Source organism: Candidatus Nitrospira allomarina (assembly GCF_032050975.1).
Classification (GTDB): domain Bacteria; phylum Nitrospirota; class Nitrospiria; order Nitrospirales; family UBA8639; genus Nitrospira_E; species Nitrospira_E allomarina.
Genome location: NZ_CP116967.1, coordinates 2,285,454 through 2,304,950, shown reverse-complemented (window position 1 = coordinate 2,304,950; position 19,497 = coordinate 2,285,454). Strand labels below are relative to the sequence as shown.

General features: G+C 49.0%; 18 protein-coding genes. 10 read left to right on the top strand and 8 right to left on the bottom strand.

Features of this window, described 5'->3' with window-relative positions; translation table 11 throughout:
- Window positions 1-66 precede the first annotated feature (66 nt).
- Window positions 67-525 carry a hypothetical protein gene (locus tag PP769_RS10205; RefSeq protein WP_312639942.1) on the top strand — a complete coding sequence of 153 codons (459 nt, stop codon included), beginning with the start codon at window positions 67-69 and terminating at the stop codon, window positions 523-525.
- 94 nt (window positions 526-619) lie between these two features.
- On the top strand, window positions 620-757 hold the full coding sequence (locus tag PP769_RS10200; RefSeq protein WP_312639941.1) for a hypothetical protein: 138 nt from the start codon (window positions 620-622) through the stop codon (window positions 755-757).
- A 126-nt stretch (window positions 758-883) separates the two neighbouring features.
- On the opposite strand, the gene nhaR is transcribed toward PP769_RS10200, so the two are convergent.
- The 4 genes from nhaR to PP769_RS10180 form a co-directional block, all read right to left on the bottom strand.
- Entirely contained in the window at window positions 884-1,795 is a 912-nt protein-coding gene (gene nhaR / locus PP769_RS10195) for a transcriptional activator NhaR (protein WP_312639940.1), read from the bottom strand.
- Window positions 1,796-2,076: 281 nt separating this feature from the next.
- Window positions 2,077-2,523 (bottom strand): hypothetical protein, encoded by a 447-nt coding sequence (locus tag PP769_RS10190; RefSeq protein WP_312639939.1) that lies wholly within the window; start codon window positions 2,521-2,523, stop codon window positions 2,077-2,079.
- Between the two features lie 223 nt (window positions 2,524-2,746).
- Window positions 2,747-3,751 carry a YfdX family protein gene (locus PP769_RS10185; RefSeq protein ID WP_312639938.1) on the bottom strand — a complete coding sequence of 335 codons (1,005 nt, stop codon included), beginning with the start codon at window positions 3,749-3,751 and terminating at the stop codon, window positions 2,747-2,749.
- Between the two features lie 535 nt (window positions 3,752-4,286).
- On the bottom strand, window positions 4,287-4,496 hold the full coding sequence (locus PP769_RS10180) for a hypothetical protein (RefSeq protein WP_312639937.1): 210 nt from the start codon (window positions 4,494-4,496) through the stop codon (window positions 4,287-4,289).
- Window positions 4,497-4,898: 402 nt separating this feature from the next.
- Here PP769_RS10180 and PP769_RS10175 point away from each other — a divergent pair, with 402 nt between their 5' ends.
- Window positions 4,899-5,138 (top strand): hypothetical protein, encoded by a 240-nt coding sequence (locus PP769_RS10175; protein WP_312639936.1) that lies wholly within the window; start codon window positions 4,899-4,901, stop codon window positions 5,136-5,138.
- Window positions 5,139-5,232: 94 nt separating this feature from the next.
- On the opposite strand, the gene PP769_RS10170 is transcribed toward PP769_RS10175, so the two are convergent.
- Window positions 5,233-6,759 carry a SulP family inorganic anion transporter gene (locus tag PP769_RS10170; protein WP_312639935.1) on the bottom strand — a complete coding sequence of 509 codons (1,527 nt, stop codon included), beginning with the start codon at window positions 6,757-6,759 and terminating at the stop codon, window positions 5,233-5,235.
- 901 nt (window positions 6,760-7,660) lie between these two features.
- Here PP769_RS10170 and PP769_RS10165 point away from each other — a divergent pair.
- The 7 genes from PP769_RS10165 (at window position 7,661) to PP769_RS10135 (ending at window position 13,531) form a co-directional block, all read left to right on the top strand.
- Window positions 7,661-9,199 carry a DegQ family serine endoprotease gene (locus PP769_RS10165; RefSeq protein ID WP_312639934.1) on the top strand — a complete coding sequence of 513 codons (1,539 nt, stop codon included), beginning with the start codon at window positions 7,661-7,663 and terminating at the stop codon, window positions 9,197-9,199.
- Between the two features lie 314 nt (window positions 9,200-9,513).
- Complete coding sequence (locus tag PP769_RS10160) at window positions 9,514-10,473, top strand: DnaJ C-terminal domain-containing protein (protein ID WP_312639933.1); 960 nt, start codon at window positions 9,514-9,516, stop codon at window positions 10,471-10,473.
- On the top strand, window positions 10,466-10,792 hold the full coding sequence (locus tag PP769_RS10155; protein ID WP_312639932.1) for a chaperone modulator CbpM: 327 nt from the start codon (window positions 10,466-10,468) through the stop codon (window positions 10,790-10,792). Before PP769_RS10160 ends, PP769_RS10155 begins: the two co-directional genes overlap by 8 nt.
- Before the next feature lie 503 nt (window positions 10,793-11,295).
- Window positions 11,296-11,424 carry a hypothetical protein gene (locus tag PP769_RS10150; RefSeq protein ID WP_312639931.1) on the top strand — a complete coding sequence of 43 codons (129 nt, stop codon included), beginning with the start codon at window positions 11,296-11,298 and terminating at the stop codon, window positions 11,422-11,424.
- 658 nt (window positions 11,425-12,082) lie between these two features.
- The gene (locus PP769_RS10145) at window positions 12,083-12,448 is read left to right on the top strand and encodes a c-type cytochrome (RefSeq protein ID WP_312639930.1); all 366 of its coding nucleotides are present in this window, start codon (window positions 12,083-12,085) and stop codon (window positions 12,446-12,448) included.
- A gap of 132 nt (window positions 12,449-12,580) precedes the next feature.
- Window positions 12,581-13,021: a hypothetical protein gene (locus PP769_RS10140; protein WP_312639929.1), complete on the top strand. Its 441-nt coding sequence runs from the start codon at window positions 12,581-12,583 to the stop codon at window positions 13,019-13,021.
- A 159-nt stretch (window positions 13,022-13,180) separates the two neighbouring features.
- Window positions 13,181-13,531 carry a c-type cytochrome gene (locus PP769_RS10135; protein WP_312639928.1) on the top strand — a complete coding sequence of 117 codons (351 nt, stop codon included), beginning with the start codon at window positions 13,181-13,183 and terminating at the stop codon, window positions 13,529-13,531.
- A gap of 435 nt (window positions 13,532-13,966) precedes the next feature.
- On the opposite strand, the gene PP769_RS10130 is transcribed toward PP769_RS10135, so the two are convergent.
- The 3 genes from PP769_RS10130 to PP769_RS10120 all read right to left on the bottom strand — a co-directional run bounded on the left by PP769_RS10130 (window position 13,967) and on the right by PP769_RS10120 (window position 18,963).
- Window positions 13,967-15,223, bottom strand: coding sequence for a lipase/acyltransferase domain-containing protein (locus PP769_RS10130; protein WP_312639927.1), 1,257 nt, complete (start codon window positions 15,221-15,223; stop codon window positions 13,967-13,969).
- Window positions 15,224-15,412: 189 nt separating this feature from the next.
- Window positions 15,413-18,289 carry a PAS domain S-box protein gene (locus PP769_RS10125; RefSeq protein WP_312639926.1) on the bottom strand — a complete coding sequence of 959 codons (2,877 nt, stop codon included), beginning with the start codon at window positions 18,287-18,289 and terminating at the stop codon, window positions 15,413-15,415.
- 506 nt (window positions 18,290-18,795) lie between these two features.
- Complete coding sequence (locus tag PP769_RS10120) at window positions 18,796-18,963, bottom strand: hypothetical protein (RefSeq protein ID WP_312639925.1); 168 nt, start codon at window positions 18,961-18,963, stop codon at window positions 18,796-18,798.
- Window positions 18,964-19,497: the final 534 nt, after the last annotated feature.

Sequence of the window (19,497 nt, the reverse complement as noted above, 5' to 3'; positions counted from 1 at the left end):
GACAGCACGCAGTGGGGAAATGAATTTGAACATCAAGTCCTCAACTCAAAGGAAGGAGGTCATTCAATGAAGAATATTTTAATGTTATTCGCTGCATTGGTCTTCATGGTTGGAACGGTGGGCTATGCGTCCGGTGACACGACGAAGCCTTCGTTTCAGGTTGACCCCAAAGAATGGTCAATCAATACGGCTGAGTTTCATCTGACCCAGGCCCTTAAACTTGAACAAGAGGCCACAGACTTGACGGCCAAAGTGAGAGAGTTGAATCAAAAAGTCGCCAAGTACGAAAAGAAGCCCTACCTGGATACCAAGGGATTTCACCGGGATGGCCTAAAGAGGATTATTGGGACAACTTTACAAAAGGTAAGCGCCCTTCGGGACCAAGTAGCCTGGCATCGTGATGAAGCCTCACGGTTAGCGGCTCTTGAACAAGGGCCTCAAGACAGTGCCTCTGAGTCGGAAGACACGACCACTACGTTGCGTGATACTTCTCGCTCACGCTCGCACAGTGAAAGCCCATCATGAATAAACCATGATGAATTAGATTGTCTGGTTAGGTTGTGAGGAAAAAAAGCTTTGGTGGCAATGAGTATTGGAAATCGATTAGAAAGAAAGGAGGATGAGCTTGTTAGGAGAAGCCATCATCGCCATGCTGACGCTCATGTTTCTGATCTGGAGTGCCGCAATCTGGGCTTCCTTTAAGGAGGAAACCGAACAAAAACCCGGGTCCCTCCATACAAGGAAAAAAGTGGCATAGTCGGATAAGGGAGGGAGCCGGACCTCATGTTATGAACGGAGCATTTCTCTTGGGACAAGGAGGATAACGTCATCTTCACAAAAGTAAATTATCACATGACCGGTCCGGCTCTTTCTTATGATTCCTTTATTTTCCAACCAATCCAAATGTTCTCTGTTTGGCCAACTCTGAAATCGCCAGCACTGACGGGTGTTTAATCCGGCGTTCAACTGTGTGCGCATAAAATCGTTGCTTAACGTGACCCGCATCTCCCACCACCTCCACCTGGTATTGGCGACAAATTTCAGCCTTCATGATTGAGGAACCGGGGAAAACCCCCTTTCCTGCCTGCCCAAAGGCCTTTTGCATGGCACTATCTTCAAACTCTCCCACCAGTTGCGGATGAATATCATGACGAGCAAACCAATTTTCTAAATCTTGGCGAAGGACTGTATTGGCTTTGGGTAATAAGAAAGGGGCTGAATTTAAGGACTTGGGATACCCCTTTCGATAAACCTTGGCCAACTCGGAAGTCGCAAAAAAACATACGCCGGATTCGCCAAGAAGATGATTATAGGCTTGAACCCGAAGAGTCGGAGGAATCGGGGTATCGGCCAGCACCACATCAAGTTCATGAATGACTAAATCCGCCAACAGGCGTTCAAGCTTTCCTTCTTCACAAACAATTTGAGTGGGACTTTCTGACTTGAGAGCCGCCGCCAGAATTTCATAGACGACCATTTTGGGCAGGGAATCTATCACTCCCACCATGAGCCGGATCGGACGATCAGGCGGTTGCCCGCTCAGCGCCCGGGTCATCTCGCGACCCAGCGAGAAAATTTCATCGGCATAGCGAAAAACCAGACGACCGGCTTCCGTGAGAAGAAGGCGACGCGGCCGTCGAATAAAGAGTTGTTGCCCCAAGGACTCTTCTAAGGCTTGCAGTTGACTACTGATCGTGGGTTGCGTGACGTGCAGTTCTTCGCAGGCTTCTTTAATGCTCCCTTTTCGAGCCACCTCCCAAAAATAAAGAAGGTGGTGATAATTAAGCCAATCCATCGGGTAGGGATTACTCACTTAAGAATAGTTCGGGCAATTTCCCGGCTCTTATTCAAAATTAAGGCGTATGCTTTCTTGTAGCCACATCTGGCTAACGGAATAGGCCCCTCCAATTCCCCCAACCAGGTCGGGTTGGTCCAACTATTTCCTCAAAATCATCACAAGAGAGGATAGACAGTACAAAGAAGCCGGAGCAAAAGCAAAAGGTAATGTGACGAAGATGTTTGCCCAATCTGACTCAGTCACTCACATCGAGTTGGAATTCATGCATTGAATGTAGATTAGATACCCATTTTTCTTTGGAATTCTTTGGCATCTCCATAAGGAGCAAAATCGATGTGATGAGCCGGGGGATGAAATTTCCCGCCGCTCTGGTGTTGAATGGGACAGAATACTTTTTCTGTTTCGGCTGCAATTCGAGAGGCATAGTGGAGCAATCCATTGGCATATCCACAATACAGACAACCGGCTTTCTGAAACGGATTCAGATAGGGAAGTCGATGCCGGTCAAGCCGGATATACTCTCGACGCGATAGGAGCGGGAGTCCGAGTAAAGGGAAAACCACCCGGTGGTACAATTCCACACAGAAATCAAAAATCAATAGAGGGATGATCATCGCATAGATCAATGGTGTGGCCAGAATAGTTGTCGCATGAGGGAGGGATTTTGGCCATTCCCAATCTCTACGTTTCCTTTGGCATTGGATCTGTATCACAACCTTGTTCATTTCATGATACCCCCTCGGCAGCTTCGGTTGGCCTGGCACTGCCCAAGAGAACCTATTCAAATTTCTACAACTTGCACACTCCACCGCTTGGATTCAAATTGTTTATCCTCAGGAGTCCCAGGGTAATGAAACACATCCATGTGCATCATTCACGTACGTGCCCCATTTCTCATTTCCTCTTTCCAATCAGCTATTGTCATAAATCTGTGACGCGAGGATAAAATTATTCTTCAAAAAGAAATCGCTTAAACTGAGATACTGACCGCTTCAAAGAGGCAAATATCCCTTGCGGGCTTTCCTCACCATGCACCTTTACCTCAATCTCCTCAATGGACTCGTGAAATTCCTTGTACCGATCCTCTTCTAACCCGTATCCTAAGGCCTCAGCCATTTTTAACTGACGTCGAGCGTTCTGAAGCTGTTCCAGAACTTGTTCTTTTTGGGATTTTCCATTTTCCGAATTTTTTGCCTCATCCCTCTCATCACCACTGTTCGCCTTGATCAACGCTGGAGTCTCTATTTGTTTAGCTAAATCGTCAGCCTTTTTGATGAACGCTTCAGCCCGAAGAATGGGCAGTGGAACGACGCGCTCATTGGTCACGACTAAGGTTTCTAATACCGCTTGAAGAGCCGCCTTCGCTTCCTCAATTTTCCCTTGATCAATCAATGGCGCTACAGCTTTGATGGCACCAGGGTAGGTAGCAAGCGGAAGACTGACCGTAGTCATGACCAGCTCACTGGCAAGACCTGAGAGGAGGACCCTGGCTTGCTGCACTTCCCCGTTCTGGAGAAAATCTTCCGCTTGATCTTTCGCTTTTTTAATACTGTCAAGATCGGCATAGATGTCAATCGTAGTCACTTCGACATCGACGGGAACAAACGCCAGATGGGGATCCCGCGAAATAACGATTTCCAATTGTCCGGTCACTTCGGCCAATGCGGCCAGAGCATCTTTGGTGTTGCCATCTTCCAAAGCCTTCAACGCTTTCTTGGTCTCTGCAAGAGCATTGAGGGCTTCTTTTACCAAAGCTTTCCGTTTTTTTTTGACTTCTTCTTTTCCTGTAGATTCCACCTCTGATTGAACAGCGGAAGCTACCTCTTCATGTTTTGTCGATCCGTTGGCAATCTGTTTTTTCGTCGTTTCATTCGCCCATAAGTGTTGCCCCAGGCTTACTCCCAGCACGAGAGTTCCCATTATTAGACTTTTGATAGCTTGATGAAGACTCATGTCGCCTCCTTTCTTTCCCTTCATCTCTGACATAAATTTAGTTGAAATCCGTATGTTTCTACGATTCTGTGCTTGATCCTCGAAGGGTCTTTGAATTCAGGAAACCATTACAACTCTCCTTTGCTCAATATAAGCTTTTTCCTCTCTGATTAGAGGTAAAGTAAAACGGCTTCGAAGAATCCACAGTATCGTCTTCAATTAAAAATTCGATAATCATTTTTTAGATCAAGTCAAGAAAATGCTTCGGACCGGCAATGTTCCGTGGTGTTTTTAAGAAAAAATATTTCAGCATAGAAATTTTTTTATATTCTTCATATAACCTTATCTCCAATAGAGAAGCATAGCGAGATCATGTTACGCCGCCCATTCACCTGTAGTGTGAATGGAGGGAACCTTCTTCCCCTTCAAACCGGAAGGTTGGCCTTGCGTATGGAAAATACAACCAATTCCTTTCTCCCTACTTTGATCTTTTGAACTATCCGCCGTGTTAAACGTTTTGTTCCAATCTCCAATCTTCAGAATTTCGTGCAAATAATTATCTCGAATATGCCGGACCACCCTGAGTCGCTCCGGGCGATCCATTGACCACCATTTGAGCGGGCGAGCAAATTGGACCGGCGGCGGCGAGTTTTTTTTCCGTTGGGGCATTTCCAAAATTATATCCCTTCATCTCATGACCGCGTTCAAACACCTGCTGATAAAGATGTGCATAGGGGCTATACAGATGATCCATGCTATAACTCATCTTGCTTTCCTCCAATGTCTCCTCTTTTCTTGGCCCTCTCATGAACTTTAAGCAAATACAGTATCCTTCCTTCTCTAACTCAGGAAGAAAATTCAGTCCAACAAGCTTAGAGCTAGTCTTATTTTTTAACGAAATCTCTCTTTTTTTTGGAAAAGAATGATTTCTTTACCTTGCTTTTTTGAATAATCCCTGAAGGCAAAAAGTCAAGGATCTCTGTATTTTATGATTGGCGGGCTCATTGAGTGAGGTGCAGCGCCTGCCAAAATGGCGCGCATGTGGAACCCTTCGTTTTTTTTCGAATTCTACAGGGTGCCTACTTTCTTCGATTGCCATTGTGTTCTTTTACCCTTCACGAAGCCTCACTTCGCCTTCTGTTGTCAAAGATGTTTTTATGAGGGTCCCGTGGAATCGCTTGAGTTCCCCAAGGACTTAATCCGGCATGCCTTTAACCAACACGAATTATTTTCTCCTCAACCTGAGGAACTGCCATTAAAGAGGCGATTGAGGGATGGGCAGATTGTGCGGATATTTTTCGGCTGGGAAGATGAGAACAATGAAGCTGCCATCCGACCTCATGGGGGTCGGAGCAATCCATTTATCCGTGGAAAGAATAGTTTGGCAATGAAAGTAAAGACAAATTGATGTGCAGGTTTTCGAGAGGAAATTCACCATACCCATTTCAATTTGATACTGTATTCATTTTCACCTGTACGAACTATAAAAAATGTAGGTCGTTTTACGGAAGCTTGCAAGGATTGTCCTGGTGGTCAAGAAACTTGGATTCCAATTTTTCCCAATCGACGGATACTTTTCCGTTTTGGCGTTCATGAAATTCCTTCCACGATCTCAAAAGAGTAAGGCAGGCGTGGTCGATATACAAAAGATTTTCAAAACCTATGTGGACCTCTTTCCCCATCGGTATTTGATCCAAGGCATTAGCCAATTTGGGAAGGCTGATAAAAGTTGCCGTTCCTGAAAGATGTATGCAAGCAGGACCGTTGTTTAACCCCTTATCAAGCGAAATTTCCAACGCGTGGGTTGTATAAATTAATCTCGCAAGTGCTACCCCCAAGCCCATAAGCACCCCGGTGAGTAAGTTTGTCGCAACAATGGTTACCAGGGTTACTCCATACACGAGAATTTCTCCATAACCGTATTTGGAAAGGGATCGAATTGCCTGCACATTAATCAGGGTATAGCCGGTATAGACCAAGACGGCTGCCAAACTGGCGATTGGAATCAATCTCAGAACCTGAGGCATAAATGCCACAAAGAGGAGTAGCCATACACCATGAAAAATAGCTGACGCCCTCGTGCGGGCTCCACTTTGTATATTCGCTGTACTTCGAACAATCACCCCGGTCATGGGTAAGGCTCCTAGAATCCCGCAAAGTAGGTTCCCGACCCCCTGAGCCATCATTTCACGGTTATACCGCGTTCGGGGCCCTGAATGTATTTGATCCACGGCGGTGGCGCACAACAGAGTTTCCGCACTGGCTATAAAGGCCACCGCTACTGCAGTTGCCAATATGGAAGTATCCAGAAGATGAGTCAGGCCATCCACTGAGGGAAAATTAATCGCGCTAAAGATGTTATCCCGAATATGGATATACTCAATGGGAAGATGTTGGATGTACGCTTCTCCACTCGCTATGAGCACGCCCGCCAAGGGGGCAGGAAAAAATTGAAATCTTTTGGGCACGAGAAGTTGCCAGAGAATCATTGAAACAATCGTGAGCAGTCCGATTCGTGCTGCCACCCAGTGAGTGTTGGTTTCTCCTGGTTGAGGAAATAAGCCTTTCCATATGGCTTCTGGGATCGCCCAGATATTCTCAATCCCACTCGGTCTAGGGGTATCCCCGACCATAATATGGAATTGACTGGCAAAAATGAGAACCCCGATACCAGCCATCATACTCTGAATAACAGCCGGGGAAACGGCTCGGAACCATTGTCCGAGCTGAAGTAGGCCCGCCACAATTTGTATTCCTCCTGCCAATAGAATAATGACGCCGAGTTTGGCCATGCCGAATCGCTGAATAACATCAAAAACAATCACGGATAGTCCGGCCGCCGGCCCGCTGACCTGAAGAGGGCACCCTGTAAGGAATCCAACAACAAGACCCCCAATTATGCCCGTGAGAAGTCCAGCTGCAGGAGGGGCACCTGAAGCAATGGCAATTCCCATGCATAACGGCAGCGCCACGAGAAAAACCACAATTGACGCTAAGAAATCATGTCGGAAATCGTCCCATCCCATCATGAAAAAATTTCCACAATCCTGGTTTAGCTGTAAAATTCCTGCAAAAGCACCTTCCAACTTTTCTTTCCAAAACCAACCCTTTCGGAAAAATTAACGTTCCGTTTTGAGAGGCATACACCCACACCTCAGCAATGGAATAGACCCACCCATGGAGCATGAGATCCCCGCGCCGCAACCGGTGCGCTACCGCTGGGTGAGTACGTCAATGCTTGAGCCGAACCAACACATTTCCTTGAATCGTTGCCGTAAACAGTGGCGGTTAGGTCATAACTATTTGTTTCACTGAGGCACCTACCTCCGACTTGTGGACGCCCAGAGTTCGAGATTCAATTTGCGATTGCGATTAATCCAAAAGCCCGACTTACGAAGAACCCTCTCAATGGATCATCAATAATAATTAGAAATAATTTTGATTAAGTTCAAAGTCAATATGGCCCAAGCCATCTGTTCAGGCATTAGAAGAGTCTAAATTCATAAGCTTCCGAATGGGCACCTACATCAATATAGGCCGGATATAGAATTTCGAACGTGTCCGTGGAACGGAATTATCAGGACGCCCACCTCTTGACCATAGGAATCTTTGGTCTTATTTGAAAAACATGCAGGAGCGTTCCTCCAGTTCTAAAGAGCGGCATTCGGGACGCAACCGGCTCCCCTATGTATCAAATAAAGGGAGGTGTCCGATGTTTGAATTGCTTACCATTGGTTGTATTGTCGCGATCATATTTATCGATGCGCTGATTCTGAAATGGTTCATTGGATTTATTGAATGAACTATCCAGAAAACAGACATAAACTTTTATTTATTTCAGAGCTTTAAGGCTTGGGGATTTTTGATGTGAAACAAGACTGCTTGTATGAAAGTTCTTTCCACATAGTCGAATTTTCTTTGTGAGGTCCAATGATGAGTCAATCCCGACTAAATCAAAAATGGAACGGACGAAGCGTGGGTTTCTTCACCTTCATTGGCATGGCCCTGCTCATCGCTGGTATATGTTTGGGCCTGGGAATCGCTGGGGACTCCAGTCTCCTGCCAGGCCTCTCATCACAATTGAAAGTTAGCGGGACGCCTCTTTCGAATTCCTCATCACAACCCTTCGTGTCTGGTGCACTCTCATTTGGGCAACAAGACGCCCAGGCTCAGAGCACCGCCCTTATTCGGGTGGCCAAGCTGGCGCGCCCCGCTGTGGTCAATATTTCCACAACCGGCACCGCCAAAAGTCCGGAAACATTGCGATCACCATTTTTTGATGATCCCTTCTTCCGTCGATTTTTTGGGGATGAATTTGAGCGGCGGTTCGAACCGCCTCCCTCCCCTCGTCAAGAAGGAGGAGGTTCGGGAGTTATTGTGAGTGACGATGGGTATATCATCACGAATAATCATGTGATCGAAAATAGTGATGCCATTGAAGTGCTGTTATCCGATAAGCGAACCTTTTCAGCCAAGGTCATGGGCACTGATCCCAAAACGGATTTGGCTCTACTCAAAATAGATGCCAAGGATCTGCCTGTCTTGCCATGGGGAGATTCCCATCAATTACAGGTCGGTGAAATGGTGATGGCCGTTGGCAATCCATTTGGGCTGAACCAAACCGTCACCATGGGAATTGTCAGTGCGGTGGGTCGGGCCAATGTGGGGATTGTCGATTATGAAGACTTCATTCAGACCGATGCGGCGATCAATCCCGGTAACTCGGGTGGGGCCCTAGTGAATCTCCAGGGAGAGTTGATCGGGATCAATACTGCCATCTTTAGCCGCTCCGGGGGATATATGGGCGTTGGCTTCGCCATTCCCAGCAACATGGCCAAGTCTATTCAGGCCAGCCTTATTCAGCATGGAAAGGTGGTTAGAGGATGGCTGGGCGTTTCAATTCAGGACCTCACCCCGGATCTCCAAACCCAATTTGACACTCCTGATACGCAGGGGGCCCTGGTCAGCGAAGTGATGGAAGACAGCCCTGCGAAAAAGGCCGGTATCCAACGCGGAGATATCATTCGGAAATATGATTCGCAGACTGTGGCCGACACTCGGCATCTCCGATCTTTGGTGGCGGAAAGTGTGCCCAATTCCCCCGTAACATTACAGGTCCTCCGGGATGGAACCCCCCGTGAAGTACAAGTGACCCTTTCGGAAATGCCTAAAGATGTCAGAGCACTCGCCTCGACCGGAGAATTGAGAGGACATCATGCCTTATCGGGGATCACCGCGGAATCCATGCCCTTAGGGGAAAAGGGCGTGAAAGTGACAAAGGTTGATCCCGAGAGTTCCGCTTTCCGGGCCGGCATACGGGAAGGTGACATTATTCTTGAAATTAACCGTGAAGCCGTCAACAATGCGGATGACTTTCAACGGTTAACGGGGAAACTCAGATCCAAAGATAGAGTTTTGCTGCTCCTCCAACGCGGACGGAGCACAATCTTTTTCTCGATTTCCCCTTAATTTGATGAGGCAGGTTTCTACATCATCCTGGAAAATGGGGGCACTCCATTAGTGCCCCCTAAACCGAAAAACTGAGCCACCACAAATACAAATTTAGTCATGAAATTTATTAAGCGTGCGTATCCTGCGTCGTACGATACGAATTATCATCTGAGTCCCCCGGCCCATAGTTACCCCGCTACGAAATTTTCTCAAAGAGGCGTTTACAGCCTCATCCTGGGCTCTTGTATTCTTTTAGGGAAACACGCTAGTTTTACACCTTGTTGTTCTCCATAAGCCTAGCCCTTTCTTAAATTAGTCAAGGATTTTTATTTATGGCATCCGCACAACGCGATCTTTACGACATACTGGGGGTCAAAAAAACCGTTGACGCCAAAGAGCTTAAAAAAGCCTATCGTCGGCTGGCACGCCAATATCATCCGGATTTACATCCCGGCGAAAAAAAGACGGAAATGGAAAAGAAATTCAAAGAGCTGAATGAAGCCTATGAAGTCCTTGGGGATGAGGAAAACAGAAAAAAGTACGATCAATACGGCATGAACTGGAAGGAAGCCGAGGCCTACGAACGGGCCCGCCAACAGGGCGGCGGAGCGTATCCGGGGGGAGGTCCTGGTGGATTTACCCAAGGGGGCGCTGATTTCAGTGATATTTTTGAGAGCATGTTCCGGCAGGGAGCTCAACGGGAAGGGGCCGGCTTTCGCGGCTTCGCGATGGCGGGGGCCGACCTGGAAGCCAATCTGCCGATCTCACTCCGGGAAGCCTTCACCGGCACGCGCCGCGCCTTAAATCTTTCTGATGCCGGGGGAACGCCCCGCTCAATCGAAGTTCGCATTCCGGCCGGAGTTCGAGATGGCGAACGTTTACGGGTGAAAGGAAAAGGTGCGCCTGGTCGCGGAGGAGGACCACCAGGGGATTTATTTTTTCATGTACAAATTGCCCCTCATCCCGTGTTTCAACGCAAAGATTCAGATATTGTGGTCACGCTCCCGCTTTGGCCGTGGGAGGCCGTATTGGGCACCGACATTCCGGTGCCCACGTTATCAGGAACGGTCCGTTTGAAAGTTCCCGCCGGGAGCCAATCCCAACAACGAATGCGATTAAAGGGAAAGGGTCTGCCCAAACGAACAGGAGGGCATGGAGATCAATTTGTAGTTCTGGACATCGTCACCCCCGAGACTCCTTCTTCCGAGGAACAACAACTCTATGAGCAATTAGCTAAGTTCGATCACCCAGATCCCCGTTCAACTCTTCTTCGTGAGGCCGCCAATGACTGACGACTCAGAACCATCCTTAGAACAGGTTACCGCGGAAATCATCACCTTCGGAAGAATTCGCCGTGAAGAAGTCTGTACACGATTAGGGATCGGCGAAGACATGTTGGAGGTCTGTTTGCAATGGGAAATTATTCAACCACCGGAACCGGACCCGGAGGGAATGGTGTTGTTTCCCGAGGACGCCATTGACCGGTTAAGCCGCGGACTCCGGTTACATCGAGACTTAGGGATCAACTGGCCGGGAGTCAGCGTGGCTTTGGAATTGTTGGACCGCATCGAGGAATTGGAACAACAGATCCACAATCTTTCCAGCCAGTAAGCTCAAGCGGTCCCTGTTCTCAAGAACAATTTTCGAGACCGACTCAACAGGCCCTCCCTTCATAACCGCCGACCTGAGAACGATCCGGTCTTCCTCCCCGCCCCTTGTCGAAATCGAATAAGAACACAGAGCGATTGCCGCGCCAACGGGTGTGGCCAATCATCTAGGAAACCAAGCCGAGAAGCGAATCCCGCTCTTCACTTTTCTCTTTGTCAGTTTCTCTCCGGAATGCCCCAAACCTCTATCCGGTTTGCCTCCCCCTCCAATCACGAAACTTCCCCGGACTCCTGCCCAGCACACGCGAGGCCTTAATTCCCCATCTTTTGAGGCATGTTCATGTCAGTTCCCCCCACGCTATAAATTGTAGCCAATACAGCGCTTCATATAATCGGAAATCATTTGAATTTTACCTCTGGCACTCAAGTAAATAATGGAAAAGCTCAATGAGACCATCCAACAATCAACCCGTACGGTACGGCCATCATCATAATAAGGAGCCCTTCATGAGGTTTCTCTTCATCATTTTCATCGGCATTCTGTTGTCAGCGCTGGTGGCCACTGCCGTCGGCTCCCTATCGGGCGAACTGATTAATCGACTTTTTTCAACCGTGAATGAGACATTGATCCGCTAATAATGTGCCTTTCTCTCCAAGCAAGACAGCTCATATATCAACGCCGTTCCCATGAAGCCCGGACAAAGGCTCTCACCCCTCATCTTGAACCCACCCGTGACATTCTAAAGTCTGCGATCTAAACCGACAGTGGCCCATCCCCCGCAACTGCGAAGCTGCCTGACGGGACATTTCCCTTTCCGAATTCAACAAACATGAGTTGAAAAATCCTCACCTCCACCATGTGGATTGGGGCAAAGTGGGACGGATGACCTCTCTGGCTATGTGGCAGGATGGGACTTTTTAAATCTGCATTCTCATTCAAAAAATAGTCAACGACACCATTTTTTTCTTGTGGGTAACATTTTCATTCTTTCTTGTACAGAAAGATTCGATCACAAACGGCGGCATGAATCTTGGACTCACTACCTTCATAAGGTTTGGCGTCACACCGGGAATGAATTCTCTAGAAAAACCGAGGCACTGATGGTGGCAATATCAACATACCACTGGTCACATAAAGACAAATTGGCGAGAGGGAATGGCAAGGCCCCAACCGCTCGGTACGTCCCGGCCAAAAATCCAAACCATCGCAAACTAAAAAATAAGACGGAACGCGTTCGTACCCCGAGCCTCACCAGAATAATGCCTTTTGGACACTCACAAGGAGAGACATCTCATGAAAGCTCGCATCATGGTTTGGAGTGTGATACTGCTGATCGGGTGGGCCATACCCACCGAAGCCCAGGAACCGCAAGTCGATCCCTTGCAAGGCGAGATTGTGTATCAGGCCCACTGCCTGAGGTGCCACGGTATCCAGGGAAAAGGCGATGGACCGGACGCTGCCGCGCTTGTCGTCCCGCCCGCCAATTTTCAACGCATGGAATCCCGGGCCAAATCGGAGACGGACCTTCGTTCAGCAATCATCTGGGGACTGGCCTTCAGTCCTATGCACGGGTGGTGGGACAAGCTCACTGTCGAAGAAATCCGGGCAGTCACCGCCTACATCAGACGACTCGCGCCTTATGAACCTTCAGTGCCTTAAAATTTGATGGAAAAAGGACCGCCATCAAATTTTAAGAGAGGGCTAGCTTTAGGGGATTCACTCAGGGTTAAATACAACATCCTTGAAGTAGGTACGGCTTGTTTCTCATTTTTATACCAGAGAGGAATTCTTATGAGACTTACAATTCTACTGCTTATCATGATGGGACCCCTTACCGGATTCAACATCCTATGGATGACCGAAGCAAATGCCCAAACAGGCCTTCCCTCCCAAATGGCCACCACCGATTCACCTTCGGTCTCTAGTGAGGAAACAATCAAGGCGGATCCGGTTTGTGATCCAAGCCGCCGGCCAAAAATTACAAAAATTGAACCCGATGAATTTCAGGCAGGTGCTAAAGTGGTCATCATTGGAGAAGATTTTGGGCAAAAAAAAGAATGCCTGCACTCGGTCACCTTCGGGTACGAAAATGCGAAGGATTTCACCCTCAAGGGAAATGAGAGAATAGAAGCAACGGCGCCCGACAACCTTTCCACAGGAATAATTTTTGTGAATGTGGAGACCGGTGGCGGTTCGGTACGGTCCGCAGTGCTCATCCAGAAAAAGGAATAGACCCTAAACGCGGCGAATCAGTATTGACCAAGAGCAAAAAGGTTCCCAGTGGAACAGGAAGTGCCAACTGGCAAGGAGGCCACTGGTGTGACGATGGATAGGCCCCAAAGGTTTTTAAAGATGTGGGGCTCTGAACCCTTTATCTTGATGTTTATCCACATGAAACCTTTGCATTCATCTAAGGGAGCGATCCTCATCTCGACGATCATGAGCCTGATATTTTTTCTCCCGGCCCTAGCCATGGAAGAGCAGGCCCAACCCGGCAAAGCGCTCTTTCAACAATATTGTCAAGATTGCCATGGTCCTCAGAGGGACGGGAGAGGCGTTCTACGTCCTTTCCTTGAACAGGATCCTGCCAATTTGACCTCGCAAATGACACAGGCCAAATCCGACCAGGAACTCTTTTCCATGATCAAAAAAGGGGGAGGCGAAATGCATGGCTGGACGGACACCTTCACCGATGAACAGGTTCTGGACCTTGTGCATTACATCCGTGCACTCTCACCGTAAACGTTTTTTGCCGCACAAAAGCGCTGTAACGCATAAAGCGGGTCATGAAGTTTCTGCAACACTCTCCTACCTCACACTCCATTCAAGCTACATGGCATAGACCAGCGTTTGGATAATCGTCAATGGCGCTCCGATCCGAGCAAAATTCCTGAAACTCTAAGATATAACCTTCTTCCTTCGCCCGCTGGCAATCATCACATTCCTGGCCACAGCAAGCATCATCAGATTACCCGCAATCCTGCTTCCGACAGCCAAAGCCAGAAGGCCCGTAAGGGAACCACCGGTTTCGGATCCAGAGCAGGATACAAGGCCACGAATAGCTCCTATGTCAAAAAGTTAATTTTGAGGATTCTCAGTTGGTCACAATGTTTTTCCAGGCACACTCAACCACACAATCATGAGGCCTGCATCGATTATTCAGGTGGAAACTTGCCTTTACCGTTTATCAAGAAATTTTATGATATCGTCCTGGATGTCCGGGGTCGTGACCAACTCGGTATGTCCAACCTCATAGTCCCGTACGGTGGGGTGAAAGCTCCGATGAAAGGCCTCCGGAAGCCAAGCGGATAACACCGTCACTGTCCCATCTCCATCCGCATAGACAGTGGGATGATTCACTGCCAGACCAGAGGCTACGGGATCAGGATCCTCAAACATCAAGGAATCAGGGCCCTTTCCAGGATTACCCGTCCACACCCCTTTAGCCAAGGTCGATGTGCCTTTCCCATACAGGTACAGAAGGGAAAGTTGATGCGGGTTTGGCGAAGAGAGAGGTGCGTGAAGAAGTTCCAAAAACTGTTCCGATCGACGAAGCCAAAAGGACAGGTAGGCGGCCCGCCCATCAACGACTTCTTTGGTTAAGGTTTGTTTATCCTTCAGCAATCCCCATCCGGACTGTTGCCACTGTCCGGCATTTCTGATCACACCCTGTAAGGGCTTCAGTTCCTGTGTGATCAGTTCATCAGAACCGGCAACCGGTAAGAGATAGTAACTGGCCGGGAAAGACGCGTATGCCTCATGGCTGAGAAGCGAGGAATTCCAACCGATGGTCGCACCAAAGTTCATATTCCGAAACGAGTTCATGGCCCCCAGAAAGGGCACCCCGGCCATCACCACGCGGCTGAACTCTTCAGCTCCCTCCCAGGTCTCGACGGCAGTGTCAATATTCTGTGTGCCATACCGTAAATAGTAGCTGACAATCAGGCCACCCATACTATGTGCAACAACAGAAATATCTTTCTTGCCTTGGTCCCGAAGTTTTCGGATATGACCATCAAAACTTCTCACGGCATCCATTAGGTCCCCCCGCCAATCATAGGTAAAGGGAATCACCTCCCCGCCCCTGGGTTTGGAAGCCCGTAGTCGGTCCAGGAGGGAGCCATACACGTCAATGGAATAGACAAGCGGGACGACGCGAAACGTCTCAAAGATGCCATCCGGTTGCAGATCAATCGTTTTTTGAAAGCCCAAGCCGGGCACAGGTATTGTCAAGGACTGATCTCCAAACAGCACCTGGCTGAGCGTAATAAACACCAGACTGCCATCCGACTCTTGAACCAACTGCGTCCCATAATAGCCGGGTACGACAATGACGGCTGAATCGACGTTCCCGGTATGATCAGGCGTGGGAACTGAGTTCAGGCTACAGCCTGACAACATCATGATCTCCAATAATAACGGCAGACATTTCATGTAGAAATTGATATTTCGCTTACGTATAGGGGGAACCGGCGGCTTACTCATGGCGAAAAGAGCCTGGATAGAAGAGGATTACCGAGTGTGGAATACAAGCAGTAGGCCGAAGTGAACGATCTTCAGAACCACCATGAGGTAAGGTTGTCGTTAATGGCTTTTGCACCAGTATTCAGCTAATCCAAAGCGTCATGACGGCTTTGGAAACAGAGCACAGATGGCTTGGTACAGCTCTGTGACGGTGCCATTTTTCTGCAGATAATCGACCGCGCCGGCATCCAGCATCGCCGCCCGAATCTCTTTCCCATCGTACATGGACAAACCAATGACCTTGACAGCCGGCCATTCGCGGCAAATCTGTTTTGTGGCGTCAATGCCGTTGAGTCTGGGCATATTGTTATCCATCACCACGACATCGGGCATGAGCTGAGGGACCACCATCACCGCTTCCTCTCCATCATTGGCATTTCCCACAATCTCGACATCCGGATACCGTTCCAGTAATTTCTGCATACCTGTTCGAAACATCACATGGTCGTCGACTAACATCACCCGGATCCGTGGTCTCACTGAAGTATGTCCGATGCCAGCGACCTCTTCGAATTGTGGATTGACGGTCGTGTGCTCCAATCCGCGTGACTGTGCAGAATTTTTTTCGCGTCGCGATTCCGTGTCATCCTCTACTGGAATCGACCCGTCGATCGGCAACACCAACCGCACAGAAGTGCCTTTTCCCGGAGCCGAAGTGAATTCCACTCTTCCTCCCATGGCCTCCATCCGCTCCTGTACCGCAAACAAACCCAGATGCCCGGGTTCCATGGCTTGTTGCATCGCACCGGCATGCAGTCCCTTTCCGTGATCCACCACAGCAATACACGCCTTCCCGACCTGTCCCGAAGACATCCGAACTGTCGCCTCATACACGCCGGCATGCTTGAGCACGTTAAATAATAATTCGCGTACCGACTGAAACAACAGGATCACCCGATCCTCGGACAGATGGATAGGCTGATAGTCACTGGTGTTGACCTCCACCCGTAGACCATGTTTTTCCATTCTTTCAGCCAGCCACTTTAATGATACCGCCAAACCGGTTTCATGCAAGGCGGGAGGACTCAGTTCCGCGATAGTCGTTCGCGAATAGGTCAACGCCTGCTGTAGCACGTACTCCACTTCCCCGGTCAGCACCTCCGCCTCAGGCGAGAGCGGCACTCCCTCCTTCAATTCATGTAATTTCATCCTCCCCACCACCAGCAATTGCACGAGATAATCGTGCAAATCTCTCGCCAGCTTTCGACGTTGGTGCTCTTCCGCCAAACTGAGTTGGGCAGCCAATGAACGCAGGCGATTCTTGGAAGACAGCAACTCTCCGGTTCGAGTTTGCACACGGACTTCCAATTCATCCTTCCAACGTCGCAAATTCTCCTCAGCCTGCTTGCGTTGGGAAATATCCTGAAAAACGATGACGACACCTGCAATCTGGTCATTCTGGTCACGCAGGGGTGAGGAGGAATAGGAAACCGGAAAGAAACTCCCGTCTTTTCTGATAAAGGTATCTTCGAAGTCTCTCAAGACCTTGCCGTTGGCTAAAACTTGAAAGCCCGCGCATTCTTCAATCGGAAATGGTGAACCGTCCGGATATTGGTAATGTACCATCCGGTGCATCGAGCGACCCAGCAATTCTCCGGATGTCCATCCCAATAATCGCTCCGCCTCCGGATTCACATAGCTGACGAGACCCTGGGAGTCGAGGGTGTACAGACCCTCCCCCATATTCATCATGATTGTCTGATTCAGCGCTAAAAGACGGCGCGCCTCACTCTCGCTTTCCAGGAGCAACTGCTCAGCCTGCTTCCGCGCGGTAATGTCAATAGCCATTCCGCCGATCAGGACCGGTCGCCCATCGGCGCCCAGTATCGGAAATTTGCTCACAATCGAATGATGGAGCACCCCATCCTGATGCCGGAGCGTCTCAACCACTTGCACACCCGTTTCGCTGATCAGGGCCTGCCGGTCGTTTTCTTTAAATTGGTCAGCGACGTCCTGAGGAAATATTTCCTCATCGGTTCTTCCATAGAGCCGCTCCCGCGGAGTCTGAAACACCAGTTCCGCAGTCTCATTGGCGTAGACATAATGTCCCTGCAAATCCTTGATCCAGGCCAGGCCGGGCAAATGTTGCATGAATTTGCTGAATCGATGTTCGCTCTCCTGCAAGGCTTTTTCGGCTTGCGAACGGTCTTCCACGTCAAGACATTTACCGATCCATTCCCGCACCGTACCGTCCGCATTCCGAATCGGCACACCCCGTGCTTCGACATGACGATAGGCATTGCTTGAGGCATGCCACAACCGCCCGGAAAATTCAAAGAACGTTTCGGACATGCAGGCCGCATTCCAGACCCGTTGAATGGTCTCCCGGTCATCGGGATGAATAGCCTCATTCCACCCGAATTCCCGCAATTGTTCCCAGGACTGGCCGGTATAGGCAGCCCACCCCGGTTGAGGGGTCACGAACCGGCCCCTGGCATCGGTGGTCCAGACTAAAGACGTGATCGCCGCCGTCAGCGAGCGGTAACGCTCCTCGCTTTCGCGCAGAGCCTCTTCCGCACGTTTGCGTTTCGTAATGTCCGTCAGGGTTACCACGATGCGATCAAACGATTGATCGGGAGGAGGGAAGGTGATGGTGAACAAGACATGGAGACGGTCACCCCGCAGCGTTTTCAGGACCGTTTCCGATTCAAAAAGCTGTTGATGTTCAGCAATGCTAACCATTTCCTCTAGAAACATTTCATGGGTCTCAGGCAGAAAAATTTGGTGAAGCGATTGCAAAAGCTCCACACGGCTTGTCGCTGCAAACATCCTGACCATGGCAGAGTTCACATCGAGAATGCTGACCAGTCCGATTGCCCGTTCCACCACATCCGGATGCTCAATAAAATAGCGACGAAAATCTCTTACCCCCTCTCTAGCAAGGTCATCGATCAACGCTTTGACGCGAGTGAAGTCTTCCTCCCAGATGGAAATTCCCACTCTCTCAACGATATTCCGGAAATGTTCTTCACTCATGGACAAACCCGGCCCTTACGGTCGGGAGCTTGTACGGGCTCATCTCGACAGACTTTCCACAGACGATATGTCCGGCAAAAGATGACAAGAAACATTCGAACGTTTGAGGAAAATTGGAAGTGAAGGACTCCCAGGAGTGGAGTGAAAGGAAATCCGGCAGAGTACAATCCATGGCGATGCTTCCTACAGGAACCTGGCCGTACTCGGGAAATGTCCTTTCAAGATGTTGTCACAGGCACATAGATCAAGGTGATCTCAAAAAAACCATGCACGTGAGCCTTTTCAATGTGGTAGGCGCCGACATTGTAAATGTTCCCACTGTTAAACACAATCTGTGTTGATCCGAGAAACCCAATTACCACAGTCACGAGAAGAGACCAAGGGGCGGAGAATTCATTTCGGAAACCCGCATACAAAGATGACCGTTAGCAGATTCGACCCGATACCTCCTGCATCAACACATCATAGCTCAACACCTCTCTCCATGCGAAAAATTGATCGATCGTCTAGGTTTCCTCATCACCCTCAAGACAATTGGTACATTCATCCAATTTTGGGTCGCCATGACGGCTACAAAAATGACGGGCGCATTGCCGGCAGGTCATAAAACTCATTCGAATTAAATCCGCATTCTCACACACATAACAATTCTTTTCTCGTTTCGCTTTTGGCATCAATCGTCTCCTTAATTGGCAATTTCCTCAACGAATCTTAAAACATCGCGCGCACAAGCCACATCCCGAAGACACAGATACGGCGCCAAGGTTTTCGGTGCGTCATGGCCAAGAGTGGCCTTAGACCATCTTCATGAAATTGACATGGATGTCAGGAAGGGCGTGCATCTCGCAATGACGAGGGGAGCGGACGCTGATCCGTAACAGGGAGGGGGAGCCTACCGCATGTTTGAACCTCCTGGCAATGTTTCACAACGCTTTGACACTTCTACTCCTTCTGCGGGATGGAGGGCGGAAAAAATTCCCAGGGGTCTTGGCCTCCTGTAGAAGATGGGTTTACAATCTAGCCCCCACGTCGAAAGACATCTTAGACCTTCTGCGGAATGTATTTGGGATTGCGATCCTACGGATCGCGTAATTTTTAAGGCAGCGCGTCATTATTCGATTGCAAATTGACGACATTTTGGGTATGTCTATTCACCCTGAAATGTTCCCTGTTTGGAAAAGTTCTTACTTGTTTAAGAATATTCACGA